The organism is Kitasatospora sp. NPDC101176, from assembly GCF_044768035.1.
Taxonomy (GTDB): Bacteria; Actinomycetota; Actinomycetes; order Streptomycetales; family Streptomycetaceae; genus Kitasatospora.
In genome coordinates, this window is sequence record NZ_JBIWPA010000009.1 from 138,718 (window position 1) to 151,684 (window position 12,967).

A 12,967-nucleotide genomic window follows, 5' to 3' on the forward strand; every position below is an offset into this window, starting at 1 on the left:
CTGGCCCGCACGATGCGCAGACCCAGATGGTCCGGCTGCTGTCAGGTACCCAAAGTGCCTTGCGCAAGCACAAAGATAGCCGTCACTGACCAGTTGCACGGTACTGTTGCCATTGCAGAGGAATGAAGATCTGGCCTCATCTCCCGAGATATGCGGGCAACTTCATAAATAGGAAACGCAGACATGAGTAATCATCGACCGATCGGCGGCTGTCCATGCTAACAAGGCTTGAGGTGGATGGGTTCAAGAACCTCATCGATCTTACAATTGAGCTTGGCCCTTTCACCTGCATCGCAGGAGAAAACGGTACTGGAAAGTCCAATGTCTTCGATGCGATCCAGTTCCTCAGCCTGCTTGCAGATAAGTCAATGATGGACGCCGCTCAAGAAGTTCGGGGGGTTCGCGGGGAGCGCCTTGGCGATCCCCGAGACCTTTTCTGGAACGGATATGCGCCGGGATCTCACAAGGTGAGGTTCGCCGCGGAAATGATTGTTCCGGCCGAGGTGGAAGATGATTTTGGCCGCCAGGCGAAGCCTACCACGACATTTCTTCGATATGAGCTTGAGCTTGGATATCAGCCTGCTCATGGTATCGAGAAAATTGGGCGGCTAACACTTCTCGGTGAGAGCCTGAGGCATATCAAGCAGGGAGATGCGCGTAATCATATGCGTTTTCCGCACAGCGCCTCAAAATTTCGCAATGAAGTTGTCAGGGGCCGTCGGAGCGGTGCGGCCTATATCTCCACCACTCGGGACCCCAGTGGAGAACCGATCATCAACATTCATCAGGATGGCGGAAGTCGGGGGCAGCCTAAGCCGGCAGCAGCCTCGCGGGCCCCCGCCACCCTGGTTTCGACGGTCACAAGTAGTGACGACCAGACGATCCTTGCAGCTCGGCGAGAAATGCAGTCGTGGCGCAGGCTGGCGCTAGAGCCCTCCGCTCTGCGTAGTGCGGATCGGTATGTGGGACCGCGCACCATGGGCTCAGACGGACTGCACCTTCCCGCGACTCTATTCAGGATCGCTCATAGGATTTCCCCGAGCGATCCCGAGCGCGTTTACGCGCGGACGGCTGGCAGGCTTGCTGATCTGGCAGGCCTGGGAGTCAGCAGCCTGGAAGTCGTCGAAGATGACGTGCGGGAGCTGTTGACTGTACAGCTCCGTGAAACGAGCGGTTTGATGCTGCCCGCAAGAAGCCTCTCCGAGGGGACCTTGCGCTTCTTGGCGCTGTGTGTGCTGCTTGAGGACCCCGACGTTCGGGGATTGACCTGCATGGAAGAGCCTGAGAATGGCATCCATCCGGCCAATCTCGAAGTTATGGTGGAGCTGGTCCGAGACCTGGCAGTTGACCCATTTGAGGCCCCCGGGGAAGATAATCAATTCCGGCAGGTTCTCATTAATACGCATTCTCCGGGGATTGTTCAGCTCGTGAGGTCCGAGGATTTGCTCTTTGCGGATACGTCCGCATTTCGGACCAAGGCGGGACAAGTGGGTCGCGGGTTGCGACTGCGCCCTCTTGTGGATACGTGGCGTGCACAAGATTCAGATGGCGAGTATGTCACTAAGGCCGACATTCTGCCATATCTGACAACGCCGCCAGGCGCTCAACTTAAGCTGGACTGGGGCGCGGCATGAGCACTCGAGTGCTTTACCTATGTGAAGGTAGCAGTGATCGCGGGATCTCTCTGCACATCGAGAGAATTGGTGCAGAAGAAGGTGTGGCGACTGTGCTCACAGTGCCAGATTTCAACCTACTTCCAGTAAAGCCGGGGTCGTCTGTTTCGGCGAAGTTGCGCGCTGCGAAGGATCTCGGTGGGGATTACGACCTTGTAGTGGTTCACCGGGATTCGGACCGAGACGGCCCCGAGGCTCGCAGGCGAGAGATCGAGAATGCGATTGCTGAATCGTGGCCCGACTTGCCGCATATCCCGGCAATCCCTGTCAGAATGCTTGAAGCGTGGTTGCTGCTGGACGAGCAGGCCATTCGACAGGTAGCGCAAAATCCCAAGGGTCGGGTGGGGCTGAATCTTCCCAAGCCGGCAAGTGTAGAAGCAATAGCTGACCCCAAGGCGAAGCTCAAGGATACTCTGGCACTTGCCAGCGAGCTTCAGGGTGCGCGCCTCCAGAAGTTTCAGGCACGGTTTTCTCAAAATCGGGCGCGACTTCTTGAGATGCTTGATCCGAACGGGGCTGTGAGTCGGGTCCCTTCATGGGCAACGTTCACGAAGGACTTGCGCGAGGCGTTCAGAGGGCGTGGTTAATCGAGCGAACGCCAGCAAGAACGAGATTCCTCAGTCGGCAGATCAGGTCTCGATCTCTGTCACAGGACGGATCACGGTCGGGCCGTAGGGACGAGTGGGCATGCCATGCCCATCGGATGTTGTTGGCCTGCCACGGTCTCGTCGGGAGCCGGGGGATCCCTGCCGGGAGACGTCCTCTTGGGGGCGTGCGTGAGCGATGCGTGAGCGGACGGGGTGGCAGCAGCCGTCCGGAGCTGGATCACGAAACCTGCCGCGTGGCGCTGAACTGCAGGTTAGCGCCGCGCGGCATCAGGCATCACGCTCCGTCATGATCCGGGTTCGTCTTGTAAAGCGGGGGTCGTCGGTTCGAACCCGACAGGGGGCTCAGCGGCGTGAAGGGCCGGCTCCACCTGGTGACCAGGTGGGGCCGGCCCTTCGTCGTTGCGGGGGTGGGGGCGGCGGGTTCCGGAATCGGGTGGGGCGGGGGTGAGCGGGGGGCCGGGGTGGTGCGTACCTCCTGGTGGGGAAACGGATGAGGAAGGAGACAGTGATGGGCATGCTGGCCAATCTGGTTCCGGCGATGAGGCATCCGCACAAGCGGACCAAGTCCGGTCGCTCGACCAGGACCTCGAAGACGGGCACCCACCGTCGCCGTCGGCGCACTTCGTCGTCGCGGCACTGACGGCTCCGCCGTCCTGTCAGGGCCGGGCCCCGGGCCCGGCCGAGTTCCCAGGGTTGGACGAGTTCCGTGTGGTCACTGCGGCGGCTGACGGTCGTCGGTACGGGTGAGGGCGACGGCCGGTCGGTCGTCGACGCCGCTCCGGCGGTGCCGTTGCGGCGGACCTTCGGGAGGTTCTGGCCCTACACGCGCGGGGGCAGGCGCTGGCTGGCCCTCCTGCTGGGGTTCGTCCTGCTCGGCCCGGTGGTCGACGCGGCCGCGATCTGGCTGTTCAAGGTCGTCGTCGACGAGGTGCTGGTGCCGCGCAGGCTCGGGCTGTTCCTGCCGGTCGCGCTCGGCTACGCCGGGCTGGCCGTCGTGGCGGGGGGCCTGCGCTTCGCCGACGAGACGACCTCGGCCTGGGTCAGCGAGCGCTTCCTGCTGGCCCTGCGGTCGGACGTGTTCCGGCACCTGCAGGGCCTGTCGCTCGGGTTCTTCGAGCGGCGGCGTCTCGGTGACGTGCTGTCCCGGCTGACCGGTGACATCGAGGCGGTCGAGACGTTCCTGCTGTCGGGCGTCCTCGACGCCGTCGCGTACGCCGCGGAGCTCGCCGTCTTCCTGGCCGTGCTGTTCTACCTGCGCTGGGACCTCACCCTGGTCGCGCTGGTGGTGGCGCCGCTGTTCTGGTTCCTCGCGCGCCGCTTCTCGGTGCTGGTGAAGGCCGCTTCGCGGGAGCGGCGACGGCGCAGCGGTTCGGTGAGCGCCCTCGCCGAGGAGACGCTGGGCAACATCGCGCTGGTGCAGGCGTACAACCGGCAGGACTGGGAGCAGGAGCGGTTCCTGCGGGAGAGCCTGGCGCGGTTCCGGGCGACGATGGCGGCGACCCGGCTGCGGGCGTTGTTCGCGCCGATCGTCGAGGTGCTGGAGCTGTCCGGCGGGCTGATCGTGCTGGGGCTGGGCGCCTGGGAGCTGTCCTGGGGGCGGTTGACGCTGGGCGAACTGCTGGTTTTCGTGGCGTTGTTGGGCCGGTTGTACGGGCCGATCCGGGGGATCTCGCGGCTCAGCAACGGCCTCTACTCGGCCTCCGCCGCCGCCGAGCGGATCATCGAACTGCTCGACCAGCGCCCGCAGGTGGCCGATCCGCCGGTGCCGTTGAGACCGGCCCGGGTGCGCGGGGCGGTGACCTTCGACGGGGTGTGGTTCCGCTACCCGGGGTCGAAGAGGGTGGCGCTGTTCGACGTGTCGTTCCACGCCGAACCGGGCGAGACGGTGGCGCTGGTCGGCGCGAGCGGGGCCGGCAAGTCGACGGTGTCCAAGCTGCTGCTGCGGTTCTACGACCCGGAGCGCGGTGCCGTCCGGCTGGACGGGATCGACCTGCGCGAGCTGGCGCTGGCGGACCTGCGGGACAACGTCACGGTGCTGCTGCAGGAGACCCTGGTGATCCACGGCACCGTCCGGGAGAACATCGCGTACGGGCGGCCGGACGCGAGCGACGCGGAGATCCTCGCCGCCGCCTGGGCCTCCGACGTGCACGACTTCGTCGTCGGGTTGCCGGACGGCTACGACACCGTGGTGGGGCAGCAGGGCCGGCTGCTGTCCGGTGGGCAGCGCCAACGGCTCGCGATCGCCCGGGCGATGGTCCGCGACGCGCCGGTGCTGATCCTCGACGAGCCGACCACCGGGCTCGACGCGGGGTCCGGGCAGCGGGTCATGGAGCTGCTGGGACGGCTGATGCGGGGGCGGACCACGATCATCATCTCGCACAATCTGCTCACTGTCCGGAGTGCCGACCGGATCGTGCTGCTCGACGGCGGCCGCCTCGCCGACTGCGGTACGCACGAGGAGCTGCTGGCGCGCAACGACGGCTACGCGCGGCTCGACCGGCTGCACGCCCGGCCCGTCCCCGCGACACCGCTGCAGGAGACCGTCCGATGAACACCCGACCGCTGAACACCCGACCTCCGCTGCCCGCGGGGACACCCCTCGCCCCCGGCTACCCCGTCCTGGCCCACCTGTGCCGCACCGGCTGGCTCGACGTCTACGACGCCTGGAGCGAGGAACGGGACTGCCGCTGCGTGGTGAAGGTGCTCCGGCCCGACCGCCGCCGCGACCGCCGGCTGCGCGAACGGCTGCTCCAGGAGGGCCGCTGGCTGACCGGCTTCACCCACCCGCACCTGGTGCGCGGCTACGGCACGGGCGAAAACCCGCAGCCGTACGCGGTCCTGGAGACCCTGACCGGCGAGACCCTCGCCCACCTCATCGACCGGCGGAGCCGCCGGCCGGCCGCCACCGACCTGGCCCTGCTCGGGCTGCACCTCTGCTCGGCGATGCGCTACCTGCACGGGCAGGGCCTGCTGCACCTCGACCTCAAGCCCTCCAACATCGTGATCGACTGCCGCCACGCCAAGGTGCTCGACCTGAGCATCGCCCGCCCGCCGGGCCGGGGGCGCCCGGGCGTCGGGACGGACGGCTACCTCGCCCCCGAGCAGGCCGGCGGGGGCCTGCTCACGGCGGCCGCGGACGTCTGGGGGATCGGCATCACCCTGTACGAGGCGGCCACCGGGGACGTCCCCTTCGCCGGCCCGGCCCCGGACGGCCCGGCGCCACCGGTGGGCCGCGCGCGTCGGCTGCCCCGTCCGCTCGCCGAGGCGATCGACGGCTGCCTGCGGCCGGACCCGGCCGACCGCCCGGGCCTGCCCGAACTGGCCGGCCGCTTGGACGCGTTGCTCCCGCGGAGCCGCCGTGCGGTGGCACCGCCGGTGGACGACCCGGACTACGGCGACGACGGGGACGCCGGCGACCCGGACTCCGGCGACGGGGACGCCGGCGACCCGGACTCCGGCGACGGGGACGCCGGCGACCCGGACTCCGGCGACGGGGACTACTACGCCTCGGACCCGGGCGACATGTCTCAGGACTTGCGGAGCCGCCGGAGGGTCCAGGCAGGGTCGGGCGGGGCGGTGAGCGGGCGGGAGTGGGTGGCGAGGAGTTCGGCGGCGCGGCGGTAGGAGAGCCGGGCGCGGCCGGTGAGCGGGCAGCGGTCGGCGGCGGGGGCGCGGCGGTCGGTGAGGAAGAGCGGGCCGGTGGTGCGCCCGGCGACCCCGGCGAGCCCGGCGGCCCCGGCGGCGCCGGTCATCCCCACCGGAAGCCGGTCGCGGAAGCCTGACGCCCGCCTCCCACCGGCCTCGGCACCCCACTCCGGGCCGCCCGCCGGTGCGCCCCCACCCGACCCGCTCCGCGGGCGCACCCCCGGCCCGGCGCGGTTCGTCGCCCACCGTGCCCGGCCGGCCCCGGAGCGCACCTCCGGCCCGGCTGCCGAACCCCGTCGCCCCGGCGGGGAGCGCGGCGGCCGGGCCGGTCGTACCGTGGAGGTGCGGGGACGAAGGAGGAGGTCGGCCATGCCCGGTTCGCTCACCATCAGCCACCACGAATCCGCGGTCGCCCTGGACCACGCGGACGCCGATCGGCTCGCCACGGTGCTGGCGGAGCTGGCGTACCTGCTGGAGATCCCGGGGCCCAACCGGATCAACGACGCGCAGCTCGCCCTGCTGTGCGAGGGACGGACGCCGGACCGCGCCGAGCTGTCGCGGTGGTCCCGGACGCTCGCGGCGGAGCTGAAGGGGCGGCTCTGACGGCTGCCGCGTCCGACCGCGCCGGAGCGGGAGCCGGAACCGGAGCCGGAGCGGGAGCCGGAACCGGAGGTGCCCCGCCCCGCCCGCCGTACGATGGCGCGCGGGGCGGCCCGGTCGGGTCTGCCCCGGGGGTGTCGGGGTGGCCGGCACCCGGTCCGGCGGAGGGTGGGGGCCCGAGCGTGTCGCAGTCCCGGTCGATGTCCTGGCTGACGGTGGAGACGCCGCTGCCCAGCGGTCCGATGCACCTCGCGGTGACGCCGCTGGGCGTGGCGGCCGCCGGGTACGGCGTGCGGGAGGGTGAGCTGCCGCCGTGCACCGACGCGTCGCGGATCGCCGCCGTCACGGACCGCATCGGCGCCTATCTGTCGGGCCGCAGCCGGGAGCTGGGCCTGCCGATCGACTGGAGCCTGAGTTCCGGCCCGCACCGGACGGTGCTGCGCACGCTCTGGCAGGAGGTGCCGTACGGCGGGACCATCACCTACGGCGAACTGGCCGCCCGCAGCGGGGTGTTCGAGGACGTGACCGAGCCCGGCCTGGCCGCGCGGACCGTCGGCCAGATGATGGCCGCCAACCCCGTCGCCCTGCTGGTGCCCTGCCACCGGGTGGTGGCGGCGGACGGGATCGGCGGCTTCGGCGGCGGCCGGGTGGGGATCGAGGTGAAGCGCTGGCTGCTGACCCTGGAGGGGGTGCTGGAGCCGACGCTCGACTGGAACGGCCCCCTGTAGCCGGCCCCTGGCGCAGCGTCCCTGCGGAGCCCCGGAGCCCCGGAGCCCCGGAGCCCCGGAGCCCCGGAGCCACGTCCCGCCGCCTGCCGAGCCCGGCTCAGTGCTGCCGCACCAGGTCGACCGCCGCCGGTGCCCGGCGCGGCCGGACCGGCTGGATGCCGGACACCAGCGTGTACTCGAGGCCCCGGACGTCCGGCGGCCGGACGGCCTCCAGCCGTTCGCCGAGGGCCAGCCGGACGGCGTCCCAGGGCAGGTTGAGCCCGCACAGCCGGAGCTGGTGGAGCCCGGCGGCGGGGCGGGTGTTGACGTCGATCACCACGGGCTGCCCGTCCAGTTCGCGGAACTGGATGTTGGACAGGTAGGCCATCCGGCCGGCCCGGACCAGTCGGCCGGCCGGTTCCAGGTAGCGCGGGTCGGTGGTGAAGCCGCGCCGCCGGCCGTCCTTGGTGCGGCCGACCGCGGTGAGCGGGGTGCCGTCCCGGTCGGCGAGGCAGTCGACCGAGACCTCGGGCCCGTCCAGGTACGGCATCACCAGGAGGTCCGCCGGCTCCTCCCCGGGCCCGCCGCCGGCCCGGTCGCCGGACAGCGCGGCGGCCACCTGCTCGACCTGGACCCGGTGGTCCCAGCCGTGCAGCCGGTGCGGCCCGTACGGCTCGCGGGTGAGCACCCGGAAGCCCGCGCCGCCCGCGCCGGTGGTGGGCTTGAGGCAGGGGGTGTGCCCGGTGGCCTCGATCCGGTCGACGGCCTCGTGGAGTTCGGCGGCGGTGCGGACCCGCCACCAGGGCGGGGTGGGGAGTCCGGCGGCGGATATCGCGCGGTAGCCGTCGTCCTTTCCCGCGTAGGCGGCGACGGCGGTGGCGGGGGGAGAGAGCAGGGTGGTGCCGATCGCCTCGAACTCGGGCCGGGCGAGGGCCACGGCGAGTTGGTGGAGCTGGGGGACGAAGACGGTGATGGCGTGCCGGGCGCAGTAGTCGAGGGCGTAGCCGACGTAGGCGTCGGCGGGCAGGTCGGCGGGCTCGAGGGTGCCGTGGTCGGCGGCGGCGAGCACCGGGGAGTCGGGGTCGGCGTGGGTGGCGTGGACGGTCACCGGGCGCGGTGCGGCGTGCAGTTGCTCGATGAAGAAGACGTTCTCGGCGTAGGTGCGGTTGAGCCAGACGCGTACCGGCGCTCCCAAGGCTGCCTCCCGGGGCATGGCGTGACGGAGGGTCAGGGCGTGGGGCGGGACCGTGCGCCGACTGCCCGGGCGGCCCTGTGAGGTGGCACCCTAGCGGGCCGTCGCGGGGATTCGAACAGGCGGGTCGGTCCGGGTGGCCGCTGCCCGGTTCCGCTGCCGGAGGGGGTGTCGATGGGGGACGATAGGCAGCGGCATTCCGATAAGTTCGAATAATTAGTCGAACAAGCATCGATCAGGTGATCCAGTCGTACTATTTGTTCGGTTATTCCGAACCACTCGAAAGAGTGATTGCGCCCCGCCCCCGAATGGCCTCACCATGAAGCTGCAACATGAATGTGCAAGGCGACACGTCATCGGGTAATCGGGTATGCGAAGGGCTCCCCTTATGTCGACCGAAACCACTGCCGGTATTCCTGCGCCGGGCGCGCAGCCGGAGATCCGGCAGCAGCAGAGTCTGAGCACGGCAGGTGCGCGGAACCTCGCCACCACCACCAAGTCCGCGCCGCAGATGCAGGGCATCAGCCCGCGCTGGCTGCTCAGGACGCTGCCCTGGGTGCAGGTGTCCGGCGGTACCTACCGGGTCAACCGCCGCCTGCGCCACTCGGTCGGCCGCGGTCGGGTGAGCTTCGTCAAGACCGGCCCCGAGGTGCGGATCGTCGCGCCGACGCTCGCCGAGGTGCCGGCGCTGCGCGGGTTCCAGGACGAGGCCCTGCTGGAGGAGCTGGCCGGGCGCTTCGTCCAGCGGGACTTCGGCGCCGGCGACGTCCTGGTCTCGGCCGGGGCGGCGATCGACGAGGTCTTCCTGATCGCACACGGCAAGCTCGAGCGGATCGGCACCGGCAAGTACGGCGACGAGACGGTGGTCGGCACCCTCGCCGACGGCGACCACCTCGGCGACGAGGCCCTGCAGCAGGAGGACGGCACCTGGCCGTACACCGTCCGGGCCGCGACCTCGGGCACGGTGATGGCCCTGCCCTGGTCCGCCTTCCAGGAGCTGCACGACCGCTCCGAGGCGCTGCAGCTGCAGATCATCGAGTACCTGAACGGCTTCCAGCAGGCGCAGAACAAGCACGGCGAGGCCGCGATCGACCTCTCCGCCGGCCACCACGGCGAGTACGAGCTGCCCGGCGCCTTCGTGGACTACGAGCTCAGGCCCCGCGAGTACGAGCTGAGCGTCGCGCAGACCATCCTCAGGGTCCACACCCGCGTCGCCGACCTCTACAACCAGCCGATGAACCAGACCGAGCACCAGCTGCGGCTGACCATCGAGGCGCTGCGCGAGCGCCAGGAGCACGAGCTGGTCAACAACCCCGAGTTCGGCCTGCTGGAGAACGCGGCGTACGACCAGCGCATCCAGACCCACTCCGGGCCGCCCACCCCGGACGACATGGACGAGCTGCTCAGCCGGCGCCGCGGCACCAGGATGTTCCTCGCCCACCCCAAGGCCATCGCCGCCTTCGGCCGCGAGTGCAACAAGCGCGGCCTCGTGCCCGGCACGGTGGAGGTCGAGGGGCGGCACGTCACCGCCTGGCGCGGGGTGCCGGTCTTCCCGTGCAACAAGATCCCGGTCGTCGGCGGTCACACCAGCTCGATCATCGCGATGCGCGTCGGCGAGGACAACCAGGGCGTCATCGGCCTGCACCAGACCGGAATTCCGGACGAGTACCAGCCGGGCCTTTCGGTGCGGTTCATGGGAATCGACGAGACGGCCATCATTTCCTACCTGGTCAGCGCCTACTACTCCGCCGCGATCCTGGTGCCGGACGCGGTCGGCGTCCTGGAGAACGTGGACATCGCGCAGCGCTAGAACGCGGCCGGCGACCACGGAACCGACGCTGGAACGGCGACCGCCGGCCCGGTGTTGGCCGAACGCCGACCACCGGAACCGACGCCGGAACGCCGACACCGGAGCGGCGTGCACCCAACGCCGACCACCGGGACCGATGCCGGCCGGCCATCCCGCGCCGCCCGGCCGGGGCGCCCACACCCCGGGCCGGGCGGCGCGCCTTCGTGCGGGCCGAGCGCCCCACCGCCGGTACTTCACAGCGGCCCGCCCCGGGCGGGCCGACACGTCCTGTCGCAGGCCCGACGGCCTCACCGCAGGCCAACAGGGGGGAGAAACCCATGACGAGCTCCACGCTGGAACGGGACCACCGGGAGGGGCGCGAGGCGGAGGGTGTCCTCGCCCGGGCCCGCACGCTGGTCGACCCGGTCCTGCGGGCCGCCGTCGACTCGCTGCCGGGCGCGATGCGCAAGGTCGCCGGCTACCACTTCGGCTGGTGGGAGGCGGACGGCTCGCCCTCGGCCGCGCCCTCCGGCAAGGCGATCCGGCCGGCCCTGGTGCTCGCCGCGGCCCAGGCGCTCGGCGGCACCCCGGCCAGGGCCACCGCGGCGGCCGCCGCCGTCGAGCTGGTGCACAACTTCACCCTGCTCCACGACGACGTCATCGACCGCGACGTGACGCGCCGCCACCGCCCCACCGCCTGGAGGGTGTTCGGCACCACCGAGGCCATCCTGGCCGGGGACGCCATGCACTCGCTGGCGCTCCGGCTGCTCGCCGAGGACCCGGACCCGGCTGCCCGGGAGTCCGCCCGGCGGCTCACCGACTGCGTGGTCGAGCTCTGCGAGGGGCAGCAGATCGACTGCGCCTTCGAGCAGCGCAGCGACGTCTCCCTCACCGAGTGCCTGGCGATGGCGGAGGCGAAGACCGGGGCCCTGCTCGGCGCCGCCTGCGCGATGGGGGCCCTGTACGGGGGCGGTTCGACGGAGGCCGCGCAGGCGATGGACGGCTTCGGCCGGGAGATCGGCCTGGCCTTCCAGCTGATCGACGACCTGATCGGGATCTGGGGCGACCCCGCGGTGACGGGCAAGCCGGTGGGCGCGGACCTGGTCGCCAGGAAGAAGTCGCTGCCGGTGGTCGCGGCGCTCGGTTCCGGCACCCCCGAGGGTGCCCGGCTGGGCGAACTGTACGCGCTGGAACGCCCGCTCAGCCCGGAGGAGTTGGCGCAGTGTGCGGCTGCCGTCGAGGGCGCCGGCGGCCGCGGCTGGGCGCAGGGCGAGTCCTGCGAGCGGATGGCCGCGGCGATGGCCCAGCTGGCCACCGCCGTTCCGGAGCCGTCCGCGGCGGACGAACTGCTGGCGCTCGCCGAACTGGTCACCCGCCGCAAGCACTGACCCGGGGCGGCAGGGGTGGGCGCCGGCCCGGCCCGGTCGCCCACCCCTGCGGCGCGCCCGTCCAGGCCCCGCTTCCTGCGTCCACCGGCAGCGCCGGGTCGACCACTGAGGCCCGTCCAGGCCCCGGCGCCGTCCACGTCGCCGGGCCCGGCCGCTGAGGCCGATCCCGGTGCCCCGTCCCGGAGCCGGCGCGGGGCTCAGCCGAAGGCGGCCAGCAGCCGCTGCTCCTTGGCCGGTTCGATGCCCTGCCGCACCGCGGCCTCCTTGCGGCCCTTCCGCCCCTCGGCGTCGGTGTCCTCGGCCGGGCCGCGGTTGCGCAGCCACTCCCAGGTGTCCCGCGCGGTCTCGGCGAAGGGCCGGCAGCGCAGCCCGGCCGCCCGGGCCCGGCCGGTGTCGGCGAGCCAGACGCCCGTCAGCTCGGGCACGTCGGGCGCCCAGAGCGGGAGTTCGCTCCACGGCTCGACCTGGTCCGGCCCCTCGGCGAGCAGCGCCGCGTCGTCGACCCAGACCAGCTCGGTGTCCGCGGCGCCGGCCACCTCCCGGCAGGTCTCCAGCCACTGGCCGAAGGTGAGCAGTCCGGGCGGGGCCGTGGTGACGTAGCGACCGGTGGTTCCCGCGGTGAGCAGGTCGAGCCCGAAGGCGGCGAAGTCCCGGACGTCGATCACCTGCATGGTGCGCCGGCGGTCGCCGGGGGCCAGCACCCGCCCGCCGCGGGCCATCCGTTCCAGCCACCAGGGCAACCGTCCGCCGTTCTCGTGCGGGCCGATGAGCAGCCCGCTGTTGAGGATCAGCGAGCGTTCGGCGCCGAAGCCGTCGAGGACCGCCCGTTCGCAGCCCGCCTTGAGCGGGTTGCCGGGCGGCTGGCCGGGAGGGGTGTCGGCGGGGCAGGGGTGCAGGGGCGAGTCCTCGGTGACGGTTCCGGCGGGCCAGTCGGCGAAGGCGTGCACGGAGGAGACGAAGGTGTAGTGGTCGGCCCGGCCGCGCAGCAGTGCGGCGGAGGCCGCCGCCTGGGCGGGCTGCTGCGCGGAGGTGTCGACGACGGCGTCCCAGCTGCGGCCCTCGACGAGCCGGGCGAGGTCGTCGGCGTGGTCGCGGTCGCCCCGGACGGTCTCGACACCGGGCAGGTCGGCGGTGGTGCGGCCGCGGTTGAAGGTGGTCACCTCGTGGCCGCGGGCGAGGGCGTCGGATGCGTAGGCCCGTCCGAGGAAGGACGAGCCGCCGAGCAGGAGGATCTTCATGCGGGCAAGTCTGTCCGCGGCCGGCCGTCGGTGACCCTCGCTTAGCGCTGGGCAGAGCGGGCCGCCGGGCCCGCCCACCCCGCCCCATCGGCCCCGTGCCGCCCCGCCCCCACCGGTCGGCCGACGT

Annotated in this window: 10 protein-coding genes; 8 read left to right on the top strand and 2 right to left on the bottom strand. The window is 71.4% G+C overall.

Annotated elements, in window-relative coordinates; all coding sequences use genetic code 11:
- Positions 1 to 233 precede the first annotated feature (233 nt).
- From ACIRS1_RS16035 to ACIRS1_RS16060, 6 genes are all read left to right on the top strand, one after another.
- Entirely contained in the window at positions 234 to 1,634 is a 1,401-nt protein-coding gene (locus ACIRS1_RS16035; RefSeq protein WP_402839908.1) for an AAA family ATPase, read from the top strand.
- Positions 1,631 to 2,260 carry a DUF4276 family protein gene (locus ACIRS1_RS16040; RefSeq protein WP_402839910.1) on the top strand — a complete coding sequence of 210 codons (630 nt, stop codon included), beginning with the start codon at positions 1,631 to 1,633 and terminating at the stop codon, positions 2,258 to 2,260. Before ACIRS1_RS16035 ends, ACIRS1_RS16040 begins: the two co-directional genes overlap by 4 nt.
- Positions 2,261 to 2,987: 727 nt before the next feature.
- Complete coding sequence (locus tag ACIRS1_RS16045; protein ID WP_402839913.1) at positions 2,988 to 4,832, top strand: ABC transporter ATP-binding protein; 1,845 nt, start codon at positions 2,988 to 2,990, stop codon at positions 4,830 to 4,832.
- Positions 4,829 to 5,905 (top strand): serine/threonine-protein kinase, encoded by a 1,077-nt coding sequence (locus ACIRS1_RS16050; protein ID WP_402839916.1) that lies wholly within the window; start codon positions 4,829 to 4,831, stop codon positions 5,903 to 5,905. The genes ACIRS1_RS16045 and ACIRS1_RS16050 overlap by 4 nt, the downstream gene beginning before the upstream one ends.
- 390 nt (positions 5,906 to 6,295) lie before the next feature.
- On the top strand, positions 6,296 to 6,529 hold the full coding sequence (locus tag ACIRS1_RS16055) for a hypothetical protein (protein ID WP_402839919.1): 234 nt from the start codon (positions 6,296 to 6,298) through the stop codon (positions 6,527 to 6,529).
- A 179-nt stretch (positions 6,530 to 6,708) separates the two neighbouring features.
- On the top strand, positions 6,709 to 7,254 hold the full coding sequence (locus tag ACIRS1_RS16060) for a methylated-DNA--[protein]-cysteine S-methyltransferase (RefSeq protein ID WP_402839922.1): 546 nt from the start codon (positions 6,709 to 6,711) through the stop codon (positions 7,252 to 7,254).
- 97 nt (positions 7,255 to 7,351) lie between these two features.
- Here the strand turns inward: ACIRS1_RS16060 and ACIRS1_RS16065 are convergent, their stop codons facing one another.
- Positions 7,352 to 8,428 (bottom strand): ATP-grasp domain-containing protein, encoded by a 1,077-nt coding sequence (locus tag ACIRS1_RS16065; protein ID WP_402839923.1) that lies wholly within the window; start codon positions 8,426 to 8,428, stop codon positions 7,352 to 7,354.
- A 385-nt stretch (positions 8,429 to 8,813) separates the two neighbouring features.
- Between ACIRS1_RS16065 and ACIRS1_RS16070 the strand changes: the two genes are divergently transcribed.
- Together ACIRS1_RS16070 and ACIRS1_RS16075 are read left to right on the top strand one after the other, a co-directional pair.
- A complete protein-coding gene (locus tag ACIRS1_RS16070; RefSeq protein ID WP_402839926.1) occupies positions 8,814 to 10,235 on the top strand; it encodes a family 2B encapsulin nanocompartment shell protein in 1,422 nt (473 codons plus the stop codon).
- 317 nt (positions 10,236 to 10,552) lie between these two features.
- Entirely contained in the window at positions 10,553 to 11,602 is a 1,050-nt protein-coding gene (locus tag ACIRS1_RS16075) for a family 2 encapsulin nanocompartment cargo protein polyprenyl transferase (RefSeq protein WP_402839928.1), read from the top strand.
- Positions 11,603 to 11,799: 197 nt separating this feature from the next.
- Here the strand turns inward: ACIRS1_RS16075 and ACIRS1_RS16080 are convergent, their stop codons facing one another.
- Entirely contained in the window at positions 11,800 to 12,840 is a 1,041-nt protein-coding gene (locus tag ACIRS1_RS16080; RefSeq protein WP_402839931.1) for an NAD-dependent epimerase/dehydratase family protein, read from the bottom strand.
- Positions 12,841 to 12,967 lie beyond the last annotated feature (127 nt).